General features: G+C 66.7%; 25 protein-coding genes. 19 read left to right on the top strand and 6 right to left on the bottom strand.

Features of this window, described 5'->3' with window-relative positions; all coding sequences use genetic code 11:
- Positions 1-2: 2 nt before the first annotated feature.
- The 4 genes from cyoC to AC3WQZ_RS04790 are packed head-to-tail and all read left to right on the top strand — an operon-like array spanning position 3 to position 3311.
- On the top strand, positions 3-635 hold the full coding sequence (gene cyoC, locus AC3WQZ_RS04805; RefSeq protein WP_058697243.1) for a cytochrome o ubiquinol oxidase subunit III: 633 nt from the start codon (positions 3-5) through the stop codon (positions 633-635).
- Positions 635-1012: a cytochrome o ubiquinol oxidase subunit IV gene (gene cyoD / locus AC3WQZ_RS04800; RefSeq protein ID WP_010811603.1), complete on the top strand. Its 378-nt coding sequence runs from the start codon at positions 635-637 to the stop codon at positions 1010-1012. The genes cyoC and cyoD overlap by 1 nt, the downstream gene beginning before the upstream one ends.
- Positions 1013-1039: 27 nt before the next feature.
- On the top strand, positions 1040-2779 hold the full coding sequence (locus AC3WQZ_RS04795) for a nitrite/sulfite reductase (protein ID WP_492300107.1): 1740 nt from the start codon (positions 1040-1042) through the stop codon (positions 2777-2779).
- A complete protein-coding gene (locus AC3WQZ_RS04790; RefSeq protein WP_010811601.1) occupies positions 2772-3311 on the top strand; it encodes a DUF934 domain-containing protein in 540 nt (179 codons plus the stop codon). Before AC3WQZ_RS04795 ends, AC3WQZ_RS04790 begins: the two co-directional genes overlap by 8 nt.
- A gap of 327 nt (positions 3312-3638) precedes the next feature.
- On the opposite strand, the gene AC3WQZ_RS04785 is transcribed toward AC3WQZ_RS04790, so the two are convergent.
- On the bottom strand, positions 3639-4019 hold the full coding sequence (locus tag AC3WQZ_RS04785) for a hypothetical protein (protein ID WP_010811599.1): 381 nt from the start codon (positions 4017-4019) through the stop codon (positions 3639-3641).
- Between the two features lie 355 nt (positions 4020-4374).
- Between AC3WQZ_RS04785 and AC3WQZ_RS04780 the strand changes: the two genes are divergently transcribed.
- Both AC3WQZ_RS04780 and AC3WQZ_RS04775 read left to right on the top strand, forming a co-directional pair.
- Positions 4375-5562, top strand: coding sequence for an MFS transporter (locus tag AC3WQZ_RS04780; protein WP_010811598.1), 1188 nt, complete (start codon positions 4375-4377; stop codon positions 5560-5562).
- Positions 5563-5876: 314 nt separating this feature from the next.
- Positions 5877-6050: a hypothetical protein gene (locus tag AC3WQZ_RS04775; RefSeq protein ID WP_010811597.1), complete on the top strand. Its 174-nt coding sequence runs from the start codon at positions 5877-5879 to the stop codon at positions 6048-6050.
- Here AC3WQZ_RS04775 and AC3WQZ_RS04770 read toward each other — a convergent pair.
- On the bottom strand, positions 6047-6949 hold the full coding sequence (locus tag AC3WQZ_RS04770) for a LysR family transcriptional regulator (protein ID WP_010811596.1): 903 nt from the start codon (positions 6947-6949) through the stop codon (positions 6047-6049). The two genes, AC3WQZ_RS04775 and AC3WQZ_RS04770, sit on opposite strands and share 4 nt — an antisense overlap.
- Positions 6950-7063: 114 nt before the next feature.
- On the opposite strand from AC3WQZ_RS04770, the gene AC3WQZ_RS04765 reads away from it, so the two are divergent.
- From AC3WQZ_RS04765 to AC3WQZ_RS04740, 6 genes are all read left to right on the top strand, one after another.
- A complete protein-coding gene (locus tag AC3WQZ_RS04765; protein WP_010811595.1) occupies positions 7064-8314 on the top strand; it encodes an aromatic ring-hydroxylating dioxygenase subunit alpha in 1251 nt (416 codons plus the stop codon).
- A 4-nt stretch (positions 8315-8318) separates the two neighbouring features.
- On the top strand, positions 8319-8789 hold the full coding sequence (locus AC3WQZ_RS04760) for an aromatic-ring-hydroxylating dioxygenase subunit beta (RefSeq protein WP_011615198.1): 471 nt from the start codon (positions 8319-8321) through the stop codon (positions 8787-8789).
- A gap of 12 nt (positions 8790-8801) precedes the next feature.
- Positions 8802-9116 (top strand): non-heme iron oxygenase ferredoxin subunit, encoded by a 315-nt coding sequence (locus AC3WQZ_RS04755; RefSeq protein ID WP_010811593.1) that lies wholly within the window; start codon positions 8802-8804, stop codon positions 9114-9116.
- Positions 9117-9147: 31 nt separating this feature from the next.
- Positions 9148-10401 carry an NAD(P)/FAD-dependent oxidoreductase gene (locus tag AC3WQZ_RS04750; protein ID WP_010811592.1) on the top strand — a complete coding sequence of 418 codons (1254 nt, stop codon included), beginning with the start codon at positions 9148-9150 and terminating at the stop codon, positions 10399-10401.
- 39 nt (positions 10402-10440) lie between these two features.
- Positions 10441-11817: an MFS transporter gene (locus AC3WQZ_RS04745; RefSeq protein WP_010811591.1), complete on the top strand. Its 1377-nt coding sequence runs from the start codon at positions 10441-10443 to the stop codon at positions 11815-11817.
- A 138-nt stretch (positions 11818-11955) separates the two neighbouring features.
- Complete coding sequence (locus tag AC3WQZ_RS04740; RefSeq protein WP_010811590.1) at positions 11956-12207, top strand: hypothetical protein; 252 nt, start codon at positions 11956-11958, stop codon at positions 12205-12207.
- Positions 12208-12260: 53 nt separating this feature from the next.
- On the opposite strand, the gene AC3WQZ_RS04735 is transcribed toward AC3WQZ_RS04740, so the two are convergent.
- On the bottom strand, positions 12261-13106 hold the full coding sequence (locus AC3WQZ_RS04735; RefSeq protein WP_010811589.1) for a class II glutamine amidotransferase: 846 nt from the start codon (positions 13104-13106) through the stop codon (positions 12261-12263).
- A 325-nt stretch (positions 13107-13431) separates the two neighbouring features.
- On the opposite strand from AC3WQZ_RS04735, the gene rpoD reads away from it, so the two are divergent.
- From rpoD to AC3WQZ_RS04700, 7 genes are all read left to right on the top strand, one after another.
- Positions 13432-15402, top strand: coding sequence for an RNA polymerase sigma factor RpoD (gene rpoD / locus AC3WQZ_RS04730; protein WP_011615196.1), 1971 nt, complete (start codon positions 13432-13434; stop codon positions 15400-15402).
- A 56-nt stretch (positions 15403-15458) separates the two neighbouring features.
- Entirely contained in the window at positions 15459-16043 is a 585-nt protein-coding gene (locus tag AC3WQZ_RS04725) for a DUF2760 domain-containing protein (RefSeq protein WP_010811587.1), read from the top strand.
- The gene (locus tag AC3WQZ_RS04720; RefSeq protein ID WP_010811586.1) at positions 16043-17890 is read left to right on the top strand and encodes an Hsp70 family protein; all 1848 of its coding nucleotides are present in this window, start codon (positions 16043-16045) and stop codon (positions 17888-17890) included. Before AC3WQZ_RS04725 ends, AC3WQZ_RS04720 begins: the two co-directional genes overlap by 1 nt.
- Positions 17865-20690 (top strand): Hsp70 family protein, encoded by a 2826-nt coding sequence (locus AC3WQZ_RS04715; RefSeq protein WP_492300105.1) that lies wholly within the window; start codon positions 17865-17867, stop codon positions 20688-20690. Before AC3WQZ_RS04720 ends, AC3WQZ_RS04715 begins: the two co-directional genes overlap by 26 nt.
- A gap of 72 nt (positions 20691-20762) precedes the next feature.
- The gene (locus AC3WQZ_RS04710) at positions 20763-21542 is read left to right on the top strand and encodes a protein-L-isoaspartate(D-aspartate) O-methyltransferase (RefSeq protein ID WP_492300103.1); all 780 of its coding nucleotides are present in this window, start codon (positions 20763-20765) and stop codon (positions 21540-21542) included.
- Positions 21543-21574: 32 nt separating this feature from the next.
- Positions 21575-24025 (top strand): spermidine synthase, encoded by a 2451-nt coding sequence (locus tag AC3WQZ_RS04705; RefSeq protein WP_492300101.1) that lies wholly within the window; start codon positions 21575-21577, stop codon positions 24023-24025.
- Between the two features lie 92 nt (positions 24026-24117).
- The gene (locus tag AC3WQZ_RS04700) at positions 24118-24723 is read left to right on the top strand and encodes a J domain-containing protein (RefSeq protein WP_010811582.1); all 606 of its coding nucleotides are present in this window, start codon (positions 24118-24120) and stop codon (positions 24721-24723) included.
- Here AC3WQZ_RS04700 and AC3WQZ_RS04695 read toward each other — a convergent pair.
- The 3 genes from AC3WQZ_RS04695 to AC3WQZ_RS04685 form a co-directional block, all read right to left on the bottom strand.
- Positions 24720-25022 carry a hypothetical protein gene (locus AC3WQZ_RS04695; protein WP_439668845.1) on the bottom strand — a complete coding sequence of 101 codons (303 nt, stop codon included), beginning with the start codon at positions 25020-25022 and terminating at the stop codon, positions 24720-24722. The two genes, AC3WQZ_RS04700 and AC3WQZ_RS04695, sit on opposite strands and share 4 nt — an antisense overlap.
- Before the next feature lie 30 nt (positions 25023-25052).
- A complete protein-coding gene (locus AC3WQZ_RS04690; protein WP_011615190.1) occupies positions 25053-25505 on the bottom strand; it encodes a PA2169 family four-helix-bundle protein in 453 nt (150 codons plus the stop codon).
- Positions 25506-25715: 210 nt separating this feature from the next.
- Positions 25716-26144, bottom strand: a complete 429-nt coding sequence (locus tag AC3WQZ_RS04685; protein WP_010811579.1) for an ACT domain-containing protein — start codon at positions 26142-26144, stop codon at positions 25716-25718.
- Between the last annotated feature and the right edge of the window lie 7 nt (positions 26145-26151).

The raw sequence follows: 26151 nt of genomic DNA, 5'->3' as shown, positions 1-26151 counted from the left end.
CCATGAACCCGACTCTCTCCCCCACCCTGCATCATCCCGGGCACGAGGCGGCCCACGACGCGGCGCACCACCATCACGAAGCCGGCGCGCACACGCCGCTGGGGTTCTGGCTTTACCTGATGAGCGACTGCCTGATCTTCGCGGTGCTGTTCGCCACCTTCGGCGTGCTGTCCGGCAACACTGCCGGCGGCCCCGGCGGGCGGCAACTGTTCGAGCTGCCGTTCGTGTTCGCCGAGACCATGGTGCTGCTGCTGAGCAGCTATACCTTCGGCCTGGCCATGCTCAGGCAGGGCACTGACGACGCGCCGCGGATGATCCGCTGGCTGGCGGTGACCTTCGCGCTCGGCGCACTGTTCATCGCCATGGAGGTCTACGAGTTCGCGCACCTGCTGCACCAGGGCGCGGGCCCCGGCGTCAGCGCCTACCTGTCGGCCTTCTTCACGCTGGTCGGCACGCACGGGCTGCATGTCACGTCTGGCCTGCTGTGGCTGGCGGTGATGATCCACCAGATCCGGCATTTCGGGCTGGACGACATCGTGCGCCGCCGCCTGGCCTGCCTGAGCCTGTTCTGGCACTTCCTGGACCTGGTCTGGATCTGTGTCTTCACCTTTGTCTACCTGCGGGAGTTCGCTTGATGAAGCCGTCCCATCTACATTCCGTGCACGCGGACCAGCCGGCCGCGCACGGCAGCGTGCGCAGCTACACCATCGGACTGCTGCTGTCGGTCGCGCTGACGATGGCGTCGTTTGCGGCAGTGATGACCGGATCCCTGTCAACGCAGGCAGCGATCGCGCTGGTTGTCGGCCTTTGTGTCGCGCAACTGCTGGTGCAGCTGGTGTACTTCCTGCACCTGGGCACCGGTCCCGGCCAGCGCGGCAACACCGCCATCTTTGCCTGTACCGGCTTCCTGATCGTCATCGTCGTGGCCGGCTCGCTGTGGGTGATGCACAACGCCGATATCAACATGATGCCGACCGACATGTCCATCGAACGGGCCCGGGCAAAAGACTAGCGCTCGCGCGCAAGGAGGCTTTCCACCATGTATGTCTATGACGCCATTGACCAGAAGCTCGTCGACGAACGGGTCGTGCAGTTCGCCGACCAGACCCGCCGCTTCCTGAGCGGCCAGCTCACCGAGGATGAGTTCCGCGTGCTGCGGCTGCAGAACGGCCTCTATATCCAGCGCCATGCGCCGATGCTGCGCGTGGCGATTCCGTACGGCATGCTGGCGTCCCGGCAATTGCGCAAGCTCGCGGAGATCGCGCGCCGCTGGGATCGCGGCTACGGGCATTTCAGCACGCGCCAGAACCTGCAGTTCAACTGGCCGCGGCTCGAGGATGCCCCTGCCATTCTCGCCGAGCTGGCCACGGTGCAGATGCACGCGATCCAGACCAGCGGCAACTGCATCCGCAATACCACCACCGACCACTTTGCCGGCATTGCTCCCGACGAACTGGTGAACCCCCTGGTGTGGTGCGAGATCGTCAGGCAATGGTCGATGCTGCATCCCGAGTTCGCCTTCCTGCCGCGCAAGTTCAAGATTGCCATCAGTGGCGCGCAGACGGACCGGGCCGCGGTCGGCGTCCATGACATCGGGCTCCAGGCGGTTGAACAGGACGGCCAGGCCGGCTTCAAGGTCTGGGTCGGTGGCGGCATGGGCCGCACGCCGATGGTGGGCAAGCTGATCAACCCCTTCGTCCCCTGGCAGGACCTGCTGACCTACCTGCAGGCCACACTGCGCGTCTACAACCTGCACGGCCGCCGCGACAACAAGTACAAGGCGCGCATCAAGATCCTGGTAAAGGACCTGACCCCGGAGGTGTTCCGGGCGCAGGTGGACGAGCAGTGGCAACGCATCCGCGGGGGCCCGGACACCGTGTCCGAGGGCTTTGTCGCGTCCATCGCCGAGCGCTTCACGATCCCGCCGTATGAAGCCGCGGCCGCCGACGAGCCGGACCAGTCAGCCGACCTGGCCAAGACCGACCGCGCCTTCCGCCTCTGGCTGAAAAGCAATGTGCACCGGCACCGGGTGCCTGGCTACGCCGCCGTCACGGCATCGCTGAAAGCCGCGGGCCAGGCGCCCGGCGACATCACTGCCGAGCAGATGGAAATCATGGCCGACCTGGCCGAGCGCCACGGCTTCGGCGAGCTGCGCGTGTCGCATGAGCAGAACCTGATCCTCGCCGATGTCCGCCGCAGCGGGCTGCACGCCTTGTGGCAGGCGCTGGACGCCGCCGGGCTGGCCACGCCAAACGTCGGCCTGATCACCAACATCATCGCCTGCCCCGGGGGCGACTTCTGCTCGCTGGCCAATGCGGTCTCGATCCCGCTTGCGCAGGCCATCCAGGAGCGCTTCGACGACCTCGACCATGTGCACGACATCGGCGAACTGGACCTGAACATCTCCGGCTGCATCAACTCCTGCGGCCACCACCATATCGGCCACATCGGCATCCTCGGCGTCGACAAGGCCGGCGAGGCCTGGTACCAGATCACCATCGGCGGCCGGCAGAACGGCGCCGACGGCCTGGGCCGCCCGGATGGCGTGGCGGCCGGCGGCGCGGCCATCGGCCGCATCATCGGGCCGTCCTTTGCACAGGAGCAGGTTCCGGATGTGGTGGAGCGGCTGATCGAGACCTATTTGCTGCATCGGGACAGCGAAGCCGAACGCTTTGTCGACGTGGTTGGCCGAATCGGCATAGAACCCTTCCAGCGCGCCGTGTACCCGGACTCTGACAGCGGCGCGCGGCGAGCTCGCCAGGAGGCGGCGAATGCCTGACCATGACCATTTAGCCGGGCAGGACCGGCGCAACGTCATCCGTGACGGACAACTGGTCGCGGATAGCTGGCTCGCTCACATCGGGGATGCGCAAGACGCCGACAACACCTGCCCCCCCGACGAGCCCGGCTACCTGGTGACACTGGAGAACTGGACCACCCACCGCCAGCGGTATCGGCTTCGACAGTATCCGCTCGCGGTCTACCTGTCGCCGGATGCGGAGCCCCAGACCCTGCTGGAACCCGGTGCCACGGCCGTCGATCCGACAGGCATCGCGATGATTGCCATCGATTTCCCGGTCTACACGGATGGTCGTGGCTATTCGATCGCACAGCTGCTCCGGCACCAGCTAGGCTGGACCGGAGAGCTGCGCGCCGTGGGTGACGTGATGATCGACACCGTGCACTACCTGGCACGTTGCGGCTTCAACAGCTTTGCGCTCAAGCCCGGGCACGACCCGGCAGCGGCATTGCGCGCGCTGGCCACGTTCTCGTCGTCGTACCAGCGCAGCTATGGACCCGCAAGCCGATAGCAAGCGCCGCCGGGCGCCGATACGAAACATACCCGTCCAGCCCTGCGCAAGGCCTGATAGCTTGTGGTCCGCTGTCGCCGAACTCTCGGGCAAGCAGCTGCATACGATTATCGATATCGCACAGCGCTCACCAAAGGCGACGACGGATATGGCTTCGTTCAGGGCGCGCATTCTCGGTGTTTTCGGAAACGTCGCCGGTTTTGACATCACACCGCCTTCGGAGTCCATGCTGCAAGAGCTCTGGGAAAGGTATCGCTCGACACTCTCCTCGTTCTAGCAGCGCGGATCACTCGAAAGATCGGCCCGGCCCGGAGCGATGCCGCACGTTCAAAAATTGGCTTCGATGGCCTTCCTGGCGCCCTCTGGCACCTCGTTCGGTATGACGCGGTGCGCAAGTATGGCGTAGCTCCGGGCAGCCGCCACTGCAGTGGGATCCACAAGCCGCTTCGGGCCGCCCAGCCACGCAAAATGATCTTTTCCATCGTCACTACTGAACCACGCGAAGTCGCCGATGGCGTCCAGGCCGCGCTTCACCAGCTTCAGCAGCGCCAGGGCTTCCTCTGAAACACCCAGGTGCCGCCCTGTGTCATGAATGACCGTGGCCAGGTTGCGGAGCTTGTTGGTCGGGGTGGCCTCGTCGTTTGCCTCGTCAGGTAACAGCTCGACGACCAGAATCCCCCTGTGCGCGGTGATGCGTGCGTGCTGCATGGTTCCTCCCAACTGATGGCTGCCGGCTTGCGACCTTACGCATTGACCTAGCAAGTTCTTGGCCAGGTCATGCCAAAAGTGCAGCTTACAGGCCGCTTATGACACTGCGCCCTCATTTGGCCGCGGGAGCGGCAGTGGGCGCCGGTGCGCCGCCAAATGGTCTAGTGTTGGTACCGCCCCGCCACTTCCCGTGGACTGTTGGACCGCAGGCGACTCGCGAGGCCCAATCGCACCTGCACAATCCGCCACTCCCATGGCAAGACGCTGCCCTATCCTTGCTATGGGAGGCTCAGCGCGGCAGTCCAGCCGTCGAGCACAGGAATAGGCTGTTGGTCAATCCAGGCGGGAGGGCGGCATGCGCGCGTTGGTCTTCTGCTCTGTGCAGTTCCTGTTGGCGGTGACATGGACCCTCTATGTGGCCTTCCTGCCCCAGCTGGCCGCGCAGGCCGGCATCGCGCGCGCGCACGTCGCCTTGATCCTGCTGATGGACCAGTTGATCTTTGTCGCCATGGATTTCACGGTGGGCGTCGCGGCCGACCGTGTCGCCAACGCGATGCGCAGGCTGGGAGGCTGGATGCTGGGGCTGTCGGTCATCTCCGCACTGGCTTTCGTGCTGCTGCCCCGGGCAACTTCACCAGCGCTGCTGCTGGGCCTGACCGCGCTCTGGGCAGCCACCTCTTCGGCGTTGCGGGCGCCGCCCATGGTAATCATTGCCCGGCGGCTGCCGGCGACCGCGTCGTCGTTCCTGGTGGGATGCTCGCTGCTCGGCGTCGGCCTTGCCGGAGCCGTGGCGCCGCTGCTGACGGCCCGGCTGCGCGATGCGTCGCCCATGCTGCCGTTCCTGGCCGCAAGCGTGGGGCTGGTGGTGGCCGTGGCCGCGCTGCGATGGATCGAATCCGGCCCGGCGCGCCACGATGCCGACGCCGCGCCGGCAGCCGGCGTTGCGCTCAAGCGCGTCTGGCTGCTGTTTGCCGCGGTCTGGGTGCTTGCGCTCGGCTTCCAGATCCACACCACCGTCAACTCCGCGCCGGCGTACCTGCGCTTTGTCACGGCTGCCGAGCTGGAGCGCGTGACGCCGGTGTTCTGGATTAGCTTCGCGCTGGGCACGCTGCTGCCCGCGACGTCGTTGCTGCGGCGCTATCCGCCCTATACGCTGCTGTTGACCGCCGCGGCCCTTGGCGCCCTGTCGTTGTTCGGCTTCACAGTTGCGGGCTCGCTCGGGGCCATCCTCGCCGTGCAGTGTCTTGCCGGCGGCCTGTGGGGAATCATGTTCGCCGCGACGGCCAGTGCGGCGCTCGACGCCGGTCACGTCGGCCGCGAAGGGATGTACACCGGGCTGGTATTTGCCGCTTTGGCGGTTGCCGCGTTCATGCGCATTGCCCTGGTGTCGTCGGGCGCCAGCAAGACCCCCGTGCTGGCAAACCTGCTGCCATGGCTTCCGGCCGTGGCCTGGAGTGCCGGTGCCTTGCTGCTGGCGGCTTTCCTGTCGGGGAACCTGAGCTGCCTGATGACGCGCAGACAGGTGCTGCACCCGCATCCGTGAACTGATCCCTTGAGCTATATCCGACCTACTCGGAAATTGGAGACTACTGTCCTGCTTAAGGCTGACTGAAATCAATCGGCCTTCGAACAAGCCCTGTGCTTGCCCGTTCCCAAGGAGCGCGCCATGTCCACCCAACTTGCCGTATGGCATGCCGAGCACCTCAATTTCTCTCGTCTGCTCGACCTACTGGAAGAGCAGGTATGCGTATTCCACCAGGGAGGGAGACGCTATAAGTTCGCGAGCGGCGCTGGAGGCAGCCGCAGTCATGTACCTTGTGTACTACCGTAACCATCTCTACCGAGGAGAGACAGGCAATGCCGCGCGCTGCCCAGTTGCTGACACAAGAGGACTGGGCAGCTATTGCCGACGCGGCTCCCGAAAGCTCTGATCCTGTGTTCGGGGAAGAAGTGCAAGCGCGCTTCGCGACACTACGCAAGCAGATCGCGGCTGAGGCGAGCTTATCCACGCAGCAGCAGTGCTGCGCCTAATCCGAAAACAAGCCGACGAACTGGTCGCGCAGCCACTGATTCGCCGGATCGCGATGATACCGGGCATGCCAGAACAGGTTGATCTGGATTTCCGGCAACGCGAACGGATGCTTGACGTACCTGAGCCCGAAGTACCTGGCGCATCGCTCCGCAAACGTCAAGGTCACCGTGGCGACCAGGTCGGTGGTGGCGATGATGTCCGCCAGTGCGACGAAATGGGGGACACGCAGCCGGATCTTGCGCTGTACGCCGTGCTGGGCGAGGATCTCGTCGACCCGGGCATGCCCCGTCCCCGCCGCCGTGACCACGATGTGCTCCGCCGCCTCGAAGGCGCGCATGCTGACCGTCTTCTTGTCCATGGCATGACCGGGCCGGAACAGGCAAACGTATCGCTGGCGAAATAGCCGCCGTTGAAAGAACGTCGTGCCGAGTTCAGGAAGATGGCCAACCGCCAGGTCGATCTTTCCCTGGCTCATCTCCGCCGCCAGGTCCACTGCCGTATTACGCACTGTCGTTACCGTGACACCCGGGGCGCGGTCGCCAAGCGCGCCCATTAGCGGCGGGATGAAGTGCACCTCGCCGATATCCGTCATGGCGATCCGGAATGCGCGCACGCTGCGCAGCGGATCGAACGACACCTTGTGGCTGAGCGCCGCCTGCAGCGACTCCAGCGCATAGGCAACCGGTTCCGCCAGTTCCTCGGCAAGGGGTGTCGGCAGCATGCCCTTGCTGCTTCGTACAAACAGCGGGTCGCCGAACAAGGTGCGCAAGCGGGCCAGCGCATTGCTGACCGCGGGCTGGCTCAGATTCAGGGTCTTCGCGGCACCGGAAACGGTGCCCTGCCGCAGCAGGTTATCGAACACGACCAGCAGGTTCAGATCGACGTCCTTGAGCTCCATGGTGCCGTCTCTTATTGATTTTATGAATATTCATTATAGCCAGAATTCTATTGGTTAATTTTCCTCCGTGCACCATGATCCTTCCCATACGAAGAGACATAGCCGGAGACAAGCATGGCAATCTCCCCGCAAGCCGGCCCGGTGTGGGCCGACGACAGCATCAGCCGCATCCCGTTCCGCGTGTATACGGATGCACAGCTATACCAGCGTGAACTCGAACGCTGCTTCTACCGCGGTCATTGGAACTACGTCGGGCTCGAGGCGGAGATCCCGAATCCCGGTGACTTCAAGCGCACCACGCTTGGCGAGCGTTCCGTGATCCTGGTGCGCGACCAGGACGGCGAGATCAACGTCGTCGAAAACGTGTGCGCCCATCGCGGCATGAAGTTCTGCCGGGAACGCAGCGGCAACCGGAAGGACTTCCACTGCCCCTACCACCAGTGGAACTATGACCTGAAGGGCAACCTGCAAGGCGTGCCGCTGCGTCGCGGGGTCAAGCAGGACGGCAAGGTCAATGGCGGCATGCCCGCCGACTTCAGGCCGCAGGAGCACGGGCTCACGCAACTGAAGGTCGCGACACGCGGTGGTGTCGTGTTTGCCTCGTTCGACCATGAGGTTCCATCACTCGAGGAATACCTCGGGCCGGATATCCTCGGCTACTTCGACCGGCTCTTCAACGGCCGCAAGCTGAAGGTCCTCGGCTACAACAAGCAGCGCATTCCGGGCAACTGGAAGCTCATGCAGGAGAACATCAAGGACCCCTACCACCCCGGCCTGCTGCATACCTGGTTTGTCACCTTCGGCCTCTGGCGCGCCGACAACAAGGCACGCCTGGTGATGGACCCGCACTTCCGGCATGCCGCCATGGTGTCGACCCGCGGCCAGGGCGGCAAGAGCGACGTGACCTCCGGTGTATCCAGCTTCAAGGACCAGATGGCGCTGCACGACGACCGCGTCCTCGACATCGTCCACGAGCCGTGGTGGGGGGAGCCTACCGCCGTGATGATGACGGTGTTCCCGAGCGTGATCTTCCAGCAGCAGGTCAACTCGGTCTCCACGCGCCATATCCAGCCCCATGGCCCGGATTCCTTCGATTTCGTCTGGACGCACTTCGGCTTCGAGGACGACACCGAGGAGATGACGCGGCGCCGCCTGCGCCAGGCCAATCTCTTCGGCCCCGCCGGCTTCGTGTCGGCCGACGATGGCGAAGCCATCGAATGCTCGCAGGAAGGCTTCTCCCAGAAACCCTGGCATCGCGTGCTCGCCGAACTGGGCGGCAAGACCGCGGAGAACACGGACCACATGGTGACCGAAACCCTGATCCGCGGCATGTACGCCTATTGGCGCAAGATGATGGAGGTCTGACGCCATGGACTTCACTGACTACTACGCCCTGCTCTCCCTGTTCGCCGACTACACCGGCGCCGTGGACAACGGCGACTGGGACCGCTGGCCGGAATTCTTCACCGAAGACTGCCTCTACCGGGTCCAGCCCCGCGAGAACCACGAGCGTGGCCTGCCGCTGGCAACGCTCTCGCTCGAAAGCAAGGGCATGCTCAAGGACCGCATCTACGGCATTCGCGAGACCCTGTTCCACGATCCCTACTACCAGCGCCACATTGTCGGCGCGCCGCTGATCAGGGAGGCCGACGGCGACAGGATCGTGGCCGAGACCAACTACGCGGTGCTGCGCACCAAGCCGGACCAGATGACCGATGTCTACAACGTTGGCCGCTACCTCGACACCGTCGTCCGGACGCCGGCGGGCTTGCGCTTCGCCTCGCGCATCTGCGTATTCGATAGCGAGATGATCCCCAACTCGCTGATCTACCCCATCTAGCAGGAGTGATTCATGACCGAAACCTGGATCGAGGCAGCGCTGCTGTCCGACGTCCCGCAGGACGATGTCATCGCCGTGGCCGTGCAAGGCCAGGAGATCGCCTTGTACGGCGTGGACGGCGACGTCTACGCGACCGACAACATCTGCACCCATGGTCATGCGCGCCTGTGCGAAGGCTTCCTGGAGGGACATGAGATCGAGTGCCCGCTTCACCAGGGCAGGTTCGATATCCGCGACGGCGCTGCGAAGTGCGCCCCGCTGACCGAGAACATTCGCACCTACCCGGTCCGGATCGACGGCGACAAGGTGTACCTCGATCTCGGCTGAGAGGTCGCGTCACCAACCAGAGGAGACAGCCATGGATTCCGAGCGCTCAGACACCGCGACTCCCATTTCGCCAACCGCCACCATCGTCATCGTCGGTGCCGGCCAGGCTGGCGGCTGGGCCGCCCAGACGCTGCGCAACGAGGGCTTCACCGGTCGGCTCGTGCTGATCGGGGACGAGGCCCATCCACCGCATGAGCGGCCGCCGTTATCCAAGGCCGTGCTGGCCGGCGAGGCCGCACCCGCCAGCACGTGGCTGCTCAAGCCTGAAGCGTTCGCTGCGCTCGGGCTGGAGTGGTGGCTGGACACGCGCGTCACCCGCATAGACCGGGCCGCGAAGCGCCTGGAGATAGCCAACGGAGAGATGCTGCCTTACGACAAGCTGATCCTGTGCACCGGCGGCAGGGCCCGCGCGCTCACCGTTCCGGGCGTCGACACGGCTGCCGTGCATACATTGCGCACGATTGGCGATGCCCTGGCGCTGGCGCCGGCGTTGCGGCCCGGGCGCAGCATCGTGGTGATCGGCGGCGGCTGGATCGGCCTCGAAGTCGCCGCCACGGCACGCCGCAAAGGTGCCGAGGTCACCGTGCTCGAAGCCCAGAGCCGGCTGTGCGAGCGCACCGTGCCGCCGGAAGTCTCGGAGCACCTGCTCGGGCTGCATGCCTCGCATGGCACCCGTGTCATGCTCGGCGCCAATATCGCCGGCATCGCCCCCGGTACCGGCGGCCGGTCCGTCGTGAAGCTGGCCGATGGCAGCACGCTGGCTTGCCACGCCATCGTTGCGGGTGTCGGTCTCGTGCCGAACGACGAGCTTGCCTGGGAAGCCGGATTGGAGTGCGACGGCGGCGTGGTCGTCGACGCGGGTTGCCGCACGTCCGACCCCGACATCTTCGCCGCGGGCGACGTCGCGGTCACGCCCAACCCGTGGGCCGGCCGGCGCCTGCGGCTGGAATCCTGGCAGAACGCCCAGGAACAGGGCATTGCCGCCGCGCGCGCGGCGCTCGGTCTCGCGGTCGACTATCAGCCGCTGCCTTGGTTCTGGTCAGACCAGTACGGCATGAACCTGCAGATCCATGGCATCCCCCTTCCCTCGCACCGCGTGGTGGCGCGCGGCACGCCCGGCGCGGACAGCTTCGTGCTGTTCTACCTCGACGGCGACGTGGTCAAGGCCGCGCTAGGGTCCAACGCCGCGCGCGACCTGCGCTTCGCGCGCCGCCACATCGAGCAGTGCAAGCCGGTCAATGCCAGCCGCCTGGCCGACCCGAACGTGCCGATGTCCAGGCAGTAAGCCCAGCCATAAGAACAGACTGACCGGAGACAAGCCCCCATGCAGCAAATCGACATCCACAAGCTGGCCGACACGGCCCGCTTCAACCGCTTCCATGCGCTCGTGCTGTTCTGGTGCGCACTCATCATCATCTTCGACGGCTATGACCTCGCGGTCGTGGGCATCGCGCTGCCTTCGATCATGAAGGACCTCGGCGTCGCCCCGACCCAGGCGGGGCTCATGGTCAGCTCCGCGCTGTTCGGCATGGTGTTCGGCGCGATCTTCCTCGGCACCATGGCCGACAGGATCGGCCGCCGCTGGACGATCGCGATCTGCGTCGCCCTGTTCAGCGTCTTCACCGCTGCGGCCGGGCTGGTCAAGGACCCGCTGCTGTTCAGCATGGCCCGCTTCCTGGCCGGGCTCGGCATCGGCGGCGTGATGCCGAATGTGGTCGCGCAAATGACCGAGTACGCGCCGAAGAAAATCCGGGCGACCCTGGTCACCGTGATGTTCAGCGGCTATGCCGTGGGCGGGGTCCTGGCGGCGCTGCTCGGCAAGAGCCTGATCGAGGCCTACGGCTGGCAGTCGGTCTTCCTGGCGGCCGGCCTGCCCGTGCTCCTCATTCCTGTCATTCTCGGGTCGCTGCCCGAATCGATGCCGTTCCTGCTGGCCAGGGGCGACCACGAAGCGTTGCGGCGCATCGTCTCCAGGCTTGCGCCGGAGCAACGGTGGTCGGCCACCGACCGCTTCGCCGTGCCGGCGCAGGACAAGGCCGCCAGCGCGCCAATCCGGCACCTGTTCCACGAGGGCCGTGGCTTCAGCACCATCATGTTCTGGATCGCGTTCTTCATGTGCCTGTTCATGGTGTACGCGCTCAGTTCATGGCTGACCAGGCTGATGGCGGGCGCCGGCTACAGCCTGGGTTCCGCGCTGACCTTCGTGCTGGTCCTCAACCTCGGGGCGATGATCGGCGCCGTGGGCGGCGGCTGGCTCGCCGACCGCTACCACATCAAGTACGTGCTCGCCGCCATGTACGCGCTGGCCGCGGTCTCGATCACGCTGCTCGGATTCAGGATGCCGACTGAACTGCTGTTCGTGGTGGTGGGCCTGGCCGGTGCGTCGACGATCGGCACGCAGATCGTCGCCAATGCCTACACCGGGCAGTTCTACCCGACCGCCATCCGTTCCACCGGTCTTGGCTGGGCCCTGGGCATCGGCCGCAGCGGGGCCATCCTCGCCCCAATCGTCATCGGGGTACTCGTCGCCATGGAACTCCCGCTGCAGCAGAACTTCATCGCGATCGCAATTCCGGCGGTGATTGGCATGGGCGCGGTCCTGCTGATCGATCACAGGCGCTCGGCATCGGCCCGCTACGACGAAATGAGCGCCGGGCTGCCTGCGTCGCCGGTCGGGCTGTCCATCGCGGACCGGAACTGATTCCCCAGGCCGGCGCGGCCCGGCGGGCAGCGCTCCGGGGACAGGCGCGGGCACGGCTAGAATGTATTCATGGGAACCACGTCGGGATCACTTCCAGGCCCCGACCCCGGTTCAGTCAGAATCGAAGAGGTTGTCGCGATGAAGGCAAGAGCCTCGATCATTGCATTCGTATTGGTGACCCTGGCCACCCCGATGGCGCACGCGGGGGTGGCCGAGGACGCGCGCGGATTCAAGAACGGCGTCAAATCGGCTGGCAAGCAGGCCGGGCATGCGGTGCGCGACGGCGCGCATGCCATTGGCCGCGGCGCGAAGGCGGCCGGCCATGCGATTGCCGATACCACTAAACAGGGCTATCGCGCGACCAAGAGGGCCGTGAAGGGTCACGAGTAAGGACTTGTCCTGCGGAGCCGGATCCTGCCGCGCTCCCTTGCTCCTTTACGCCCTCAGGCCGACTGGGAAGGCATCCGCGGCACGAAGCGGCGGCGCTCGATCTCGCCACCCCGGGCCACCAGGGTGGTCGCCTCGGGAATTTCCTCCCATACCCCCTGCACCTCGATCAGCGGCTCGGACAGCACCAGGAAGGCGTTGTCGCCGGCGGCGATGATGCGCGGATCGTCCGGGTAAAGCGCGCGCAATTGCCGGAACGAGGTGCTGTGGAACAGCGAGCGCGAGTCCGTCTCGCTCGAATAGCGCACCGCCACGATCTGCTGGCCGTCGGTCACGCAGACGGTCATGTTGAGCGGAAACTGCACATCGTAACGGTGGCCAACGTCCTCGATCAGCCCGGCCATCTGTTCCAGCGCGCCGCCCGGATCGCGCTCCAGGCCGAAACTCAGGGCCAGGAAGAACATCACCTCGGAGTCGGTCGACCCCTCGATCCAGCGGAACAGGTGCGGCGCCACGGCCAACATCAGGTCACGCCGCAACAGCGGGTATTCGCGGATCAGGCCGTTGTGGACGAACAGCCAGCGGCCGAAGCGGAACGGATGGCAGTTGGTCTCCTGCGTCGGGGTGCCGGTGGCTGCGCGCACGTGGGCAACGAAAAGTGGCGCTCTCACCGCCCGCGCGGTCTCGCGCAGGTTGGTGTCGCTCCAGGCCGGGTGCAGGCAGCGGTAGCGGAACGGCACCTCCGAGTGACGTCCATACCACCCGACGCCGAACCCGTCGCCATTGGTCGTGGTATGACCCAGCCGCGAATTCAGGCTCTGGTCGATCAGCGAGTGTTCCGGCTGGAACAGCACCGTTTCCAGCGGAACGGATTTGCCCGAGTAAGCCAGCCAGCGGCACATGATGCTCCTCCTTGACCGGTGCGGCCCGGTGGCTTCCGGCCCACACTTCCAGTTGTAGGACGACAACGCGCGAACGCAAAGCACGCGCAGCTGTGGCGCACCGGCTACCCTCAACTGTGCGCCGGCTCCACCGGGATACGGCGAGTTGACGCTGCGAAGCAGCAATGGCTGTAGAATACGCGTCCTCCCCGATTCCAATGGTCACGGCGTCCGATATCGGCCCGCGCCGCACCGGTACCTCACGAGCCTTGACAGCAGGCCCGATAGCGCACGCACAGCGTGCGCGCTGCTGTCGAAACGCGATTCACGAAGGAAACAGTAGTAAATGACAAGCGGCGTACAACGAACGGCAGCTAAAACACGAGAAACAGGCGCAATCAAGGACCCTGGCCAGACCAGCGCAGGGTCGACGGCGCAGCCTGATCCATCGACGGAAGCCGCCGCGCGTAGCCAGCAATTGCGTGCGCTGATCCAGCTGGGCAGGCAGCGCGGCTACCTGACCCACGCGGATATCAGCGACCACCTGCCGGAGAACTTCACTGACACGGCGGCGATGGAAAGCATCGTCAGCACGTTCGCCGAGATGGGCGTGAAGATCTATGAGCAGACGCCGGATGCCGAGACGCTGCTCCTGAGCGATGGCCCGGTGGTGGCCTCGGACGACCAGGCCGATGAAGAGGCCGAGGTAGCGCTTGCGACTGTGGACTCCGAGTTCGGCCGGACCACCGACCCGGTGCGCATGTACATGCGCGAAATGAGCTCGGCAACGCTGCTCACGCGCAAGCAGGAAGTCGAGATCGCCAAGCGCATCGAGGAAGGCCTGAACAATATGGTGCATGCCATCTCGGCCTGCCCGTTCACCATCGCCGCGATTCTCGAGCTGTCGGGCAAGGTCGCCAGCAATGAAATCAGCATCGACGACCTGGTCGATGGCCTGAGCGACGAGAGTATTGCCGAAGCAGCCGTGGCGGCGGCAGCTGACGAGACCGACGACAGCGTCGATAGTGCCGACGAGGCCGATGACGATTCCGAAGACTCCGACGACGAAGGCTCGACCCAGCAAAGCAACGAAAAAGCCCTGGCCCAACTGCGTGAGGAATGCCTGAAGCGGTTCGCGCGTGTCACCGCGCAATTCGAGCTGATGTGCCAGGAAAGCGCCGCAAATGGCGCGGGCTCGGCAGCCTTCCTGGCCGCAAGGGATGCGGTGCGCGAAGAACTGCGCACGATCCGCTTTACCGCGAAGACCATCGAGCGCCTGTGCGCCAACGTCCAGGCCATGGTCGACGAGGTGCGCACGGTCGAGCGCCAGGTGGTCCAGCTGCTGGTCGAGCGCTGCGGGATGGAGCGCGAGGAGGTCATCGCCCGCTTCCCCGGCAATGAAACCAACCTGGCCTGGGGGCAGGAGCTGGTCGCCCAGTCCCGTCCGTACAGCGCGGCGGTCGCGCGGGCCCTGCCGGACCTCGAGGCGCACCAGCAAAAGCTGATCGACATCCAGGCCCGGGCGGCGCTGTCGCTGCCCGACCTGAAGGGCGTCAACCGCAAGATGCTGGCTGCCGAGCGGCAGATGCGCCAGGCCAAGCACGAGATGACGCAGGCCAACCTGCGGCTGGTGATCTCGATTGCCAAGAAGTACACCAACCGCGGGATGCTGTTCCTGGATCTGATCCAGGAAGGCAACATCGGCCTGATGAAGGCGGTCGACAAGTTCGAATATCGCCGCGGCTGGAAATTCTCCACCTACGCGACGTGGTGGGTGCGCCAGGCCGTGACGCGGGCGATTGCCGACCAGGCCCGCACCATCCGCGTCCCGGTGCACATGATCGAGCAGATCAACAAGCTCAATCGCCTGTCGCGCGAGATCATGCAGCAGACCGGCAAGGAACCCGATCCGGCGGTGCTGGCCGAGCGCCTGGACATGACCGAAGACAAGGTTCGCTCGATCATGAAGATCGCGAAAGAGCCGGTCTCGATGGAAACCCCGGTCGGCGAGGATGGCGATACCAGCCTGGGCGACATGATTGCCGACTCGGACACGGCCACGCCCGCCGACGCCGCATTGCAGGCGGGCCTGCGCGCCGTCGTGCGCGAAATGCTCGACGAGCTCACGCCGCGTGAAGCCAAGGTGCTGCGGATGCGCTTTGGCATCGATATGTCCACCGACTACACGCTGGAAGAAGTCGGCAAGCAGTTCGATGTCACGCGCGAGCGGATCCGCCAGATTGAAAGCAAGGCAATGAAGAAGCTGAGGCATCCCAGCCGGGCAGACCAGCTGATCACCTATCTGCGCGACGCCTGATACTTGCCGGCAACAGCCGCTTGGCCGACTGACACAGAGCAGACAGGAGCTTTCGGATGACTGACTCGAACCTATCTTTCTTCGGCAGGGTCTCGCTTGCCATGGGCACCTTCTTCGCCATCCTTGGCAACCGCGAACTCGCGGCCGGTGTCAAGCGCCTGCGTGACGGCGAGGGATTCGCCGCGGCGCCGGCGCCCGCGCCTGTATCAGCACCTGCTCCCGCCCCGGTGGCGGAGGCTGCCGCACCCGTGCTGAAGGAAGCCAGCCCGGTGGCGGCGCTGCAGTTGCTCGGACTGCTCCAGCGCGATGCACGCTTCATCGACTTCGTCGAGGAAGATATCGCGCGCTATTCCGACACGGAGATCGGTGCCGCCGCGCGCCTGGTGCACGATGGCTGCCGCGGGGTGCTGCGCGAGCATTTCACCATCCGGCCGGTGCGCGAGGAAGCCGAGGGCAGCCGTGTCACGCTGGCCGACGGCTTCGATGCCACCGCCATCCGCCTGACCGGCAACGTGGTAGGCAGCGCGCCGTTCCATGGCAGCATCAGCCACCGCGGCTGGAAGGTCGAGGAAGTCCGCCTGCCGCGCGTGGCCGAACGCCATGACGCCACCGTGATTGCCCCCGCCGAGGTGGAGCTTTGATGAGCGAAGCACGCTATGCCATCGGCATCGACCTGGGCACCACCCATAGCGCGGTCTCCTACGTCGACCTGGCCGCCAGCGATGGCGAGAAGACCAGCCAGCGCGTCCTGCCCATCACGCAGCTGACCGCGCCGGGGGCCGTCGAAGACCTGGACCTGCTGCCCTCCTTCCTGTACCTGCCACACGCCAGCGAACTCGCCCCGGGCGACCTGGCGCTGCCGTGGAACGCCGCGCGCGACTTCGCCGTGGGCGAGCTGGCGCGCAGCCGCGGCGCGGCCACGCCGATCCGCCTGGTGTCGAGCGCGAAGAGCTGGCTGTGCCATCCCGGCATCGACCGCCGCGCGCAGGTCCTGCCCAACGACGCACCGCCCGAGGTGACGCGCGTGTCGCCGCTGGAGGCTTCCGTGCGCTATCTCACGCACCTGCGTGAAGCCTGGGACCAGGCCCACCCCGAAGCGCCGTTTGGCGAGCAGGACGTCACCGTGACGATTCCCGCATCGTTCGACCCGGCCGCACGGGAGCTGACGGCCGAGGCGGCCGCCGCGGCCGGCTATGCCCGCATGACCCTGCTCGAGGAACCCCAGGCCGCGCTCTATAGCTGGATCCAGAAAAGCGGCGGCCAATGGCGCAAGCAGGTCAAGGTCGGCGACATCATCCTCGTCGTCGATGTGGGTGGCGGCACCACCGACCTTTCGCTGATCGCCGTGATCGAGCGCGAAGGCAACCTTGAGCTGCACCGTATTGCGGTCGGCGACCATATCCTGCTCGGCGGCGACAACATGGACCTGGCGCTGGCCCACGTGGTGGCGCGCAAGCTGGCGGCCCAGGGCACGCAGGCCGATCCGTGGCAACTGCGCGCGCTGACCTATGCCTGCCGCGCGGCCAAGGAAACGCTGCTGACCGACCCGGATACCGATACCGTGCCCCTGGTCGTGCCCAGCCGCGGCTCCAGGCTGATCGGCGGCTCGATCCGCACGGACCTGACCCGCGCCGAGCTGACCCAGACCATCCTGGAAGGCTTCTTCCCGCAAGTCGAGGCCTCGGCCCGCCCGGTGAGCCGCGCACGCGCCGGCCTGACGCAGCTTGGCTTGCCCTATGCGCAGGATGCGGCCATCACGCGGCACCTGGCCGCGTTCCTGGGCCGGCAGGTGGCGGCGCTGGCCGAAATCGAAGGCTTGCAGAGCGCACAGCCGGAAGGCGCGACCTTGCTGCACCCGACCGCCGTCCTGTTCAACGGCGGCGTGTTCAAGTCCGGCCTGCTGGCGGACCGCATCCTGCAGACGCTGAACGGCTGGCTCGCCGCGGAAGGCGCGGCCCCTGCCCGCCTGCTTGACGGCGCCGAGCTGGACCTGGCCGTGGCACGCGGCGCCGCCTATTACGGCTACGTGCGGCGCGGCAAGGGGGTGCGGATTCGTGGCGGCACCGCGCGCGCCTACTATATCGCCGTGGAATCGTCGATGCCCGCCGTGCCTGGCTTCGAACCGCCGATCCAGGCCCTGTGCGTGGCGCCGTTCGGCATGGAGGAAGGCACCGAGGCCGCGCTGCCGCCGCAGGAATTCGGCCTGGTGGTGGGCGAACCCGTGCACTTCCGCTTCTTCGGCTCGTCGGTGCGCCGCCAGGACCAGGTCGGCACCCTGCTGGACTACTGGGGGCCGGAGGAACTGCAGGAGCTGGAAGAAATCCAGGCGACCCTGCCGGCCGAAGGCCGCACCGCGGGCGAAGTGGTACCGGTCAGGCTGCATGCGCGGGTGACCGAGGCCGGCACCCTGGAACTCGAAGCCGTGCCCGGCGGCAGCGCTGAGCGCTGGAAGGTCGAGTTCGATGTGCGCGGCAGCGCCGATGCCTGAGCAAGCGGCCGGGCCGGCGACGAAGCAATACGTCGTCGGCATCGACCTCGGCACCAGCAACACCGTCGTCGCCTACGCGAAGGCCGGGTCCGACGATATCCGCGTCTTCGATATCGACCAGCTGGTCAGCCCGGGCGAGGTCGCGGCCCGTCCCCTGCTGCCCTCGGTGCGCTACCACGCGGCACCGGGCGAGCTCAGCGGCGACGACCTGCAACTGCCCTGGCAATCCGCCGCCAGCGCCGCCGCGCGCCGGACCGTGTTCGGCCGCCTGGCGGCCACGCTCGGCGCGCAAGTGCCCGGCAGGCTCGTAGCCAGCGCAAAGAGCTGGCTGTCGCATGCTTCGGTCGACCGCACCGCGGCCATCCTGCCTTGGGGCGGGGATGACGATCTCGACAAGATCTCGCCCGTCGTCGCCAGCGCCAGCTACCTGGGCTATGTGTGCGCGGCGTGGAACCACCGTTTTCCCGATGCGCGGCTCGAGGACCAGGACGTGGTCCTCACCGTGCCCGCCTCGTTCGACGAAGGCGCGCGCGCGCTGACGCTTGAGGCGGCGCGCCTGGCCGGTCTGCCCGCGCTGCGCCTGCTCGAGGAGCCGCAAGCCGCGCTCTACGACTGGCTGTTCCATCATCGCCAGAGCCTGGACACCGACCTGGCGCAAACCCGCCTGGTGCTGATCTGCGACGTGGGCGGCGGCACCACCGACCTCACCCTGATCCGGGTGGACATGCAGGACGGGCAGCCGCAGCTGACCCGCATCGGCGTGGGCAACCACCTGATGCTCGGCGGCGACAACATGGATCTTGGCCTGGCGCATCTGGTCGAGGCGCGCCTCGGGGCCGGCGGGGCCGCGCAGCCGCGGCTGTCGGCGGCCGGCCTGTCGCAGCTGGTCGCGCGCTGCCGCGCCGCCAAGGAACAGCTGCTCGGCGCGCAGGCGCCGGACTCGGTCGCGGTGACGCTGCTGGGCGCGGGCGCCAGGCTGATCGGCGGCGCACGCTCGGTGGAAGTGACGCGGCAGGAGGTCGAACAGCTGATCGTCGACGGCTTCTTCCCCAAGGTGCCGGCCAGTGAAAGGCCGGGGCGCGCACGGGGCGCGATTGTCGAGTTCGGCCTGCCGTATGCGTCCGACCCCGCCGTGACCCGGCACGTTGCGGCGTTCCTGAGCCAGCACGCGGCGCAGTCGCGGGCGGCACTGGACGCACCACAGGCGCCGGCCGATGCCTTGCCGATGCCCGATACCCTGCTCCTCAACGGCGGCGTATTCAGGGCGCAGGCGCTGGCCGGCCGCATCGCCGACACGCTGGGCACGTGGCGCGGCGCGCCGCTGCAGGTCCTGCACAACGACAATCCCGACGTTGCCGTGGCCCGGGGCGCGGTCGCGTATGCCCGGGCCCGTGCCGGGCAGGCCCCGCGCATCGGCGGCGGCTCGCCGCGCAGCTACTTTCTGGTCCTCGATGATGGCGCGTCGGGGCAGCAAGGGATCTGCCTGCTGCCGCGCGGCACTGAGGAGGGCCACGAGATTCACCTCAGCGACCGCACTTTCGCCTTGCGGCTCGGCCATCCGGTGCAATTCCACCTGGCATCCTCCGTCGCCGACACGGCCTATCAGCCCGGTCAGCTGACCGACCTGTCGGCGGGCGACTTCATCCGCCTGCCGCCGATCGCCACCGTCGTGCCGCCGCGCGGCGCCAGCGGCCCGCGGGAAACGCCGGTGCAGATCACCGCCTCGCTGACCGAGGTCGGCACGCTCGAGGTCCACTGCATCGACATCGCGGATGCCTCGCAGCGATGGCGCCTTGAGTTCCAGTTGCGTGGCAATGACACCCAGGCGGCACCGGCGCCCGATACGGCACACCCGTCCCTGCCCCAGGCCCTGGAGGCGATCGACCGCACCTTTGGCGCGCGCTCGCAGGACGTCGGCCCCAAGGAGGTCAAGCGCCTGCGTGCGCAGCTGGAACAGCTGCTGGGTGCGCGCGAGCAATGGGACAGCGCCGTGCTGCGCGAGCTGTTCGGCGCCTTCTGGGAACGCGCCCGGCGCAGGCGGCGCACTGCCGACCATGAACGCCTGTGGCTGAACCTGGCCGGCTATTGCGTGCGCCCGGGATTCGGCTATCCGCTCGACGAATGGCGCGTCGGGCAACTCTGGTCGCAGTACGACCAGGGCATCCAGTACGTCAACGAAAGCCAGAACTGGTCCGAGTGGTGGACGCTGTGGCGGCGCGCGGCAGGCGGGCTGGACGAAAGCGCGCAACTGCGCCTGCTGGAAGACATGGCCTTCTACCTGCAGCCACCCGGCAGCACCCGCTACAAGAAGCCCGCCGGGCCCGCCAGGGGCGGCTATGCCGATATGGTGCGCCTTGCCGGCTCGCTCGAGCGCATTCCCGCCGACGCCAAGATCGAACTGGCCGAATGGCTGCTGGCCCGGCTGCGCAAGCCATCCGAAAACAGCCAGGGCTGGTGGGCCGTGGGCCGCATCGGCGCGCGCCGGCCGTTCTACGGCAGCGCGCACAGCGTGGTGCCGGCCGGGACCGCCGCCCAATGGGTGGACGCGATCCTGGCCCTCGACTGGAAAAAGGTCGAGCCGGCAGCGTTCGCCGCCGTGCAGATCGCGCGCATGACCGGCGATCGCAGCCGCGACCTGCCCGACGAGATCCGGGCAACCGTGGTGCGCCGGCTGGAAGCCGCCAACGCGCCGCCAAGCTGGATTGCCATGGTGCGCGAAGTGGTGGAACTCAATACCGCGGACGAGGGGCGGGTGTTTGGGGAGGCGCTGCCCGCCGGGCTCAAGTTGATCGCGGGGTAGCAGACCAGCGCGAAGCGACTGGCAGGCGCCTCATTTGCCACTTATCTGCGCCAGCCAGGCCGATGATCTACGATGACGGTAGGCTCCTTGCCTGCCCCACTCGTGAAGCCATCAGCGCCCCGCCCACTCCTCCCAATCCTGGTCGCCGCCATCGCGCTGGCCTTGCCCTGCTCGATCACCGCCGCCGACGACGCCTTTGCCCCGCAGCGCGCCGACATGGTCAGGGAGATCGCCGCGGTCGCGGCAGCGGCCGCCGCCCAGAGCGGCAGGCATGCCATCGACCCGCGCGTCATGGCCGTGATGGGGCAAGTGCCTCGCCACGAGTTTGTGCCGGACGCGCAGAAGCCGCACGCCTATGAGAACCGGCCGCTGCCGATAGGCCATGGCCAGACCATTTCGCAGCCGTATATCGTCGCCCTGATGACCGACCTGATGATGGTCAAGCCTGGCGACACCGTGTTGGAAATCGGCACCGGATCCGGCTACCAGGCCGCGGTGCTGACCGGGCTGGCGCGCGCGGTCTATACCATCGAGATCATCGAGCCGCTGGGACGGCACGCCTGCGACCGCCTGAAGCGGCTGGCCTACCGGCAGGTGGCGTGCAAGGTGGGCGACGGCTACTACGGCTGGGACGAACACGCGCCCTATGACGCCATTGTCGTCACCGCGGCGGCCAGCCACGTGCCGCCGCCGCTGATCCGGCAACTGAAGCCAGGCGGGCGCATGGTGATCCCGGTGGGCGCCCAGTTCCTGACGCAGTACCTGCTGCTGGTCGAAAAGTCCGCGGACGGCACCGTTTCCACCAGGCAGATCCTGCCGGTCAGGTTCGTGCCGCTGGTTGGCAAGCACTGAAGCGCGGCACATCAGCCCGGCCAGCTGACGCCATGCCACGCCCCCCGCTGTTCGCCCTGGCCTTGCTTTCCGCCGCCGCGCTGGGCTATGAGATCCTGCTGATGCGGCTGCTTTCCATCATCCAGTGGCATCACTTCGCCTACATGATGATCAGCGTGGCACTGCTGGGCTATGGCGCGGCGGGTGCGCTGGTGGCGCTGGCGCGGCGAACGCTGGTCCGCCATTTCGTGCCAGTGTTCGCGGGCGGGGCCCTGCTGTTCGGCGTCAGCGCGATGGGTTGCTTCGCCCTGGCCCAGCACGTGGCGTTCAACCCCCTGGAGATCCTGTGGGAGCCATCGCAGCCGCTGCGCCTGTTGCTGATCTACCTGCTGCTGTTGGTGCCGTTCTTTTGCGCCGCGACCAGTATCTGCCTGAGCTTTTCCCGCTTCACCGGGCAGGTTCCGCGCATCTACAGCTTCGATATCCTTGGCGCCGGGCTGGGCTGCCTGGGCATCATCGTGGCGCTGTTCGCGCTGCATCCGGTCGATGCGCTGCGGCTGGTCGGCATGGCAGGCATGGCGGCGGCGGCGCTGGCATGCGTGGAATGCCGCTGGCACCGGCCCTGGCTGCCGGCGCTGCTGCTGTTGGCGGCAATCGTTCCGGCCGGCGTGCCAGGTGACTGGATTGCGCTGCGGCCGTCCGAGTACAAGGAGCTGAGCCAGGCCCTGCGCATCGGCAACGCGCGCGTGGTGGCGCAGCGCTCGAGTCCCCTCGGCCTGGTCACGGTGGTCGAGAGCCCTTCGATCCCGTTGCGGCACGCACCCGGGCTGAGCCTGAATGCCAGCCAGGAGCCGCCAGCACAACTGGCCGTATTTACCGATGGCGACGGGCTCAGTGCGCTCAATCGCCATGACGGCCGGCGCGAACCGCTTGCCTACCTGGGCGACCTGACCTCTGCCCTGCCCTACCACTTGCTGCGCAATCCGAAGGTGCTGGTGCTGGGCAGCGGTGCGGGGGCGGACGTGTTGCAGGCGGTCTATCACCAGGCCAGCGCGGTCGATGCCGTGGAACTGAATCCGCAGGTGATCGACCTGGTGCAGGGCCGCTTCGCTGCGTTTTCCGGCAAGCCGTACAGTGCCGCCGGCGTGCGTGTCTTTGCCGGCGAGGCGCGCGGCTTCCTGGCGGCCAGCACGGCACGCTACGACCTGATCCAGGTGGCCCTGCTGGATTCATTCAGCACCTCATCGGCCGGACTGTACGCTCTCTCCGAGAGCTATCTCTATACCGTTGAGGCCTTCCAGGGCTACCTGCGCCATCTTCGGCCCGGCGGCCTGCTTGCGATCACGCGCTGGGTCACGCTGCCGCCGCGCGACATACCCAAACTGCTCGCCACCGCCGTGGCCGCCATGGAAGGCGCGGGCGTGCCCGATCCGTCCCGGCGGCTGGCGCTGATCCGTGGCTGGAAGACGGCCACGCTGGTGGTCAAGAACGGGGAATTCAGTGCCGCGGACCTTGCCGCCCTCGCCGACTTCTGCCGCGCCCGTTCGTTCGACGTCGAATACTATCCCGGCATCCAGCCCGGCCAGGCGAATCGCTACAACGTGCTGGACCAGCCCTACTTCTTCGACGCCGCGCAGGCCCTGCTCGGCCCCGAACACGACCGGTTCCTGTCCCGCTACAAGTTCGATGTGCGGCCCGCCACCGACGACAGGCCGTATTTCTTCCATTTCTTCAAATGGCGCACGCTGCCTGAACTGCTGTCGCTCAAGGCGCAGGGTGGCCTGCCCTTGCTGGAATGGGGCTATCCGGTGCTGGTGGCGACGCTGCTGCAGGCCACCGCCCTGGCATGGCTGCTGATCGTGGTCCCGCTCTGGATTCTGCGGCGGCGCCCCCGGCCGCAGCCCGCCGCGGGGCCTGGCGGCAATGGCGCAGCCGTGCGGCGCTTGCCCGAATGGCGAGCCGGCTTCTACTTCCTCGCGGTCGGCCTCGGCTTCATGTTCGTGGAGATCGCCTTTATCCAGAAATTCATCCTGTTCCTGAGCCACCCGCTCTACGCGGTCGCGGTGGTGCTGTGCGCCTTTCTCTGCTTTGCGGGACTGGGCAGCCGATACGCCCAGCGCATGCCCGCGCGCGCTGGCGATGACCGCGGCCGGCGGCAGGCGGCGCTGGCCGTCAACGGCATCTGCGTGGCCGCGCTGGTCTACCTGGCGGCGCTGCCGACGGTGTTCAGGCTGCTGATCGGGTTGCCGGACCCGGCCAGGATAGGTGTCTCAGTGCTGCTGATCGCGCCGCTGGCGTTTCTGATGGGAATGCCGTTCCCGCTCGGCCTGGCCCGGGTCGCGACGCGCGACGAAACGCTGGTGCCCTGGGCATGGGGCATCAACGCCTGCGCCTCGGTGGTGGCGGCGGTCCTTGCCACGCTGGTCGCGATCCATGTCGGATTCACCGCGGTGGTGCTGCTGGCGCTGCTCCTGTACGCTGCCGCGGCGCTTGCGTGCCCATGAACCGGGGCCGGGATCGATCTCGCATGCCATGGCTGCGGGTCACCCCGTGCTAGGATGAATGCCCGCCCGGCAGAAAGACGCCCAATCGGCCCATGACCACCCTCTACACAACCCTCGGCGTGGCACCGGACGCCACCCTGGACGAGATCAAGCGCGCCTACCGCCGCGCCGCGATGAAGTGGCACCCCGACCGCAACCTTGGCCGCGAGACTGAGGCGCATGCGGCATTCCAGGAAATCCGCGACGCCTACACCATTCTCTCCGATGCCGGGCAGCGCCAGATCTACGACGAGGTATTCGAGCGGGAGATGCGGCGCTGGCAGGCCGAGCGCGAGGCCCAGGAAGAGCAGGAGCGCGAGGCGCAACGCGAGAGCCAGCGCATCGCGCAGGAACACTACGAGAAAATGCTCGGTATCGCGATGCGCTTTGCCGACGACGGCCACAACCGCGACGTCATCTTCGGCGTGCTGCTCGGCCGCGACTGCGAGGCGGAACTGGCGTCACGCATCGCGGACAGCATATGGGCGCTGCAGGAGTCGCGGCGGGCAAGTGCGCGGGACGCGCACGCGCCGGACACCGAGGCCGCCCAGGCGCCCGACGGGGCGGCAGCGTCAAACCCCGACGAGGAAACGCGGCCCAGGCGTCATGCCGGCGCCTTCGATTCGTTCTGGCACGGCTTGTTCGGCATCCGCTCCTAGATGTCGGGGGCGACCAGGAGCCCGCTTTTCACCGTATGGATCAGCGCAAGGCGATCTTCAACCGCCTTGCGCAGGACTTCGCGTCCCCTGAACGGATCCGTCAGGTAACTGGCGTACTGGCTTGCCCGAATCTGCACCTTGAGATGCATCGTCGTGGGTCCACTCTCCGGCCATGTCACCACGAACGCCGGATGGCTGTCCGCGCACTCAACGAAAGCAGCGTCAGGGGACGGGAAACAGGAGTCGGCGCCCTGGGCAAGGAACTGTAGATCCTTGTCCTTGAACTCGTAGGTTGCCATTGCTTACTCCCATCGCGCGAAGCCGGGCCCTCAGTGAATCTGCATCCCGCGCATGGCATGAATCCGGCCATGATGCTGCGTCAACGCCTCATACTGGCGCTGCAGCGCCGCGCTGGCCTCTGGCGGCAGCGGCTTCATCATGACGGACTGATACTCGCGCCTGGCGGCATCTTCCTCGTGCTCGCACATGCCCAGCACGGCGTCGTCGTTGTTCGGCGACAGCATGTGGCGGAATGCCATCCAGCGGCGGTACAGCATGCCATTCATGCTGCCCCGGTCAGCTGGCGCGCCACCCATGGCGCTGACCATCGACTGCAGTTCCTTCACCGACGCCCGGTACGATTCCGCGGTGCTGGTCAGAATGTCGCGCAGCGCTGCATCGCGCACTTCGCTGGCTCCGCTCATGCAGGCCAGTTCGCTGTCCTTGCCAGCCTCGATCAGCTGGTTCAGCGCCAAGACAGCTTGTTGCTGGTTGTTGCCCATGGAATTCTCCCAATTTGCATGCCAGCGATGCGCAACTTCGGCGCAAGTCGCCAGGTCTCGCCAACGGACGGACCGCCACGGCGCAACCGGCCGCGAGGGGAACGTCGGAGACGCCATCAACATGAATCAGCCGGTTCGCGCCGGGCCCCATCTGCCTGCCCGTTCAGAGGCAAGGCGTGATTCCATGATAGGAGATGGCTGAACCTCGCTTCAGCCCTTGCCCAGGATTGCCATTGCCTTGTTCGCATCGTCGAGCGAGTCCACCGACACGTACGCGACAAACTGTATCCCGATGACGGAGGCAGAGAATCCGCGCAGGTTGATTCCGCCTTCCGCCAGCTTTCGGGTCAGTTCCGCCACGATGCCGGGCCGGTCCCCGCCCATGATTCGCACCGAATGCAGGCTGTGCGTGACGTTGAAGCCGACCTGGGCAGCTGCACGGATTTCCCTGTCATTCTGCAGCGGTGTCACGAACACGACACCCTTGCCGGGGTCCTCCGGCGTGCGGCGCGCAATCGCGAATTGCAGGTCCGCACCGGCATCGCGCAAGGTCTCCAGTACCTCGGCGAGGCCGCCGGGACGGTCCGGTATGGTTGCCGCCCACACGTCCACGCGTTCCACGAGAAGATCGTTGGTCATTGCTCAT

The sequence above is a fragment of the Cupriavidus sp. FW305-26 genome (assembly GCF_058787975.1).
The sequence above is the reverse complement of the archived record's forward strand: the minus strand, read 5'-3'. Positions and strand labels throughout refer to the sequence as shown.

What these genes read in the sequence shown, in the direction of transcription:
- cyoC (WP_058697243.1), top strand. Translation starts at nt 3, where the DNA reads ATGAACCCGACTCTCTCCCCCACCCTGCATCATCCCGGGCACGAGGCG.
- cyoD (WP_010811603.1), top strand. Translation starts at nt 635, where the DNA reads ATGAAGCCGTCCCATCTACATTCCGTGCACGCGGACCAGCCGGCCGCG.
- AC3WQZ_RS04795 (WP_492300107.1), top strand. Translation starts at nt 1,040, where the DNA reads ATGTATGTCTATGACGCCATTGACCAGAAGCTCGTCGACGAACGGGTC.
- AC3WQZ_RS04790 (WP_010811601.1), top strand. Translation starts at nt 2,772, where the DNA reads ATGCCTGACCATGACCATTTAGCCGGGCAGGACCGGCGCAACGTCATC.
- AC3WQZ_RS04785 (WP_010811599.1), bottom strand. Translation starts at nt 4,019, where the DNA reads ATGCAGCACGCACGCATCACCGCGCACAGGGGGATTCTGGTCGTCGAG.
- AC3WQZ_RS04780 (WP_010811598.1), top strand. Translation starts at nt 4,375, where the DNA reads ATGCGCGCGTTGGTCTTCTGCTCTGTGCAGTTCCTGTTGGCGGTGACA.
- AC3WQZ_RS04775 (WP_010811597.1), top strand. Translation starts at nt 5,877, where the DNA reads ATGCCGCGCGCTGCCCAGTTGCTGACACAAGAGGACTGGGCAGCTATT.
- AC3WQZ_RS04770 (WP_010811596.1), bottom strand. Translation starts at nt 6,949, where the DNA reads ATGGAGCTCAAGGACGTCGATCTGAACCTGCTGGTCGTGTTCGATAAC.
- AC3WQZ_RS04765 (WP_010811595.1), top strand. Translation starts at nt 7,064, where the DNA reads ATGGCAATCTCCCCGCAAGCCGGCCCGGTGTGGGCCGACGACAGCATC.
- AC3WQZ_RS04760 (WP_011615198.1), top strand. Translation starts at nt 8,319, where the DNA reads ATGGACTTCACTGACTACTACGCCCTGCTCTCCCTGTTCGCCGACTAC.
- AC3WQZ_RS04755 (WP_010811593.1), top strand. Translation starts at nt 8,802, where the DNA reads ATGACCGAAACCTGGATCGAGGCAGCGCTGCTGTCCGACGTCCCGCAG.
- AC3WQZ_RS04750 (WP_010811592.1), top strand. Translation starts at nt 9,148, where the DNA reads ATGGATTCCGAGCGCTCAGACACCGCGACTCCCATTTCGCCAACCGCC.
- AC3WQZ_RS04745 (WP_010811591.1), top strand. Translation starts at nt 10,441, where the DNA reads ATGCAGCAAATCGACATCCACAAGCTGGCCGACACGGCCCGCTTCAAC.
- AC3WQZ_RS04740 (WP_010811590.1), top strand. Translation starts at nt 11,956, where the DNA reads ATGAAGGCAAGAGCCTCGATCATTGCATTCGTATTGGTGACCCTGGCC.
- AC3WQZ_RS04735 (WP_010811589.1), bottom strand. Translation starts at nt 13,106, where the DNA reads ATGTGCCGCTGGCTGGCTTACTCGGGCAAATCCGTTCCGCTGGAAACG.
- rpoD (WP_011615196.1), top strand. Translation starts at nt 13,432, where the DNA reads ATGACAAGCGGCGTACAACGAACGGCAGCTAAAACACGAGAAACAGGC.
- AC3WQZ_RS04725 (WP_010811587.1), top strand. Translation starts at nt 15,459, where the DNA reads ATGACTGACTCGAACCTATCTTTCTTCGGCAGGGTCTCGCTTGCCATG.
- AC3WQZ_RS04720 (WP_010811586.1), top strand. Translation starts at nt 16,043, where the DNA reads ATGAGCGAAGCACGCTATGCCATCGGCATCGACCTGGGCACCACCCAT.
- AC3WQZ_RS04715 (WP_492300105.1), top strand. Translation starts at nt 17,865, where the DNA reads ATGTGCGCGGCAGCGCCGATGCCTGAGCAAGCGGCCGGGCCGGCGACG.
- AC3WQZ_RS04710 (WP_492300103.1), top strand. Translation starts at nt 20,763, where the DNA reads ATGACGGTAGGCTCCTTGCCTGCCCCACTCGTGAAGCCATCAGCGCCC.
- AC3WQZ_RS04705 (WP_492300101.1), top strand. Translation starts at nt 21,575, where the DNA reads ATGCCACGCCCCCCGCTGTTCGCCCTGGCCTTGCTTTCCGCCGCCGCG.
- AC3WQZ_RS04700 (WP_010811582.1), top strand. Translation starts at nt 24,118, where the DNA reads ATGACCACCCTCTACACAACCCTCGGCGTGGCACCGGACGCCACCCTG.
- AC3WQZ_RS04695 (WP_439668845.1), bottom strand. Translation starts at nt 25,022, where the DNA reads ATGGCAACCTACGAGTTCAAGGACAAGGATCTACAGTTCCTTGCCCAG.
- AC3WQZ_RS04690 (WP_011615190.1), bottom strand. Translation starts at nt 25,505, where the DNA reads ATGGGCAACAACCAGCAACAAGCTGTCTTGGCGCTGAACCAGCTGATC.
- AC3WQZ_RS04685 (WP_010811579.1), bottom strand. Translation starts at nt 26,144, where the DNA reads ATGACCAACGATCTTCTCGTGGAACGCGTGGACGTGTGGGCGGCAACC.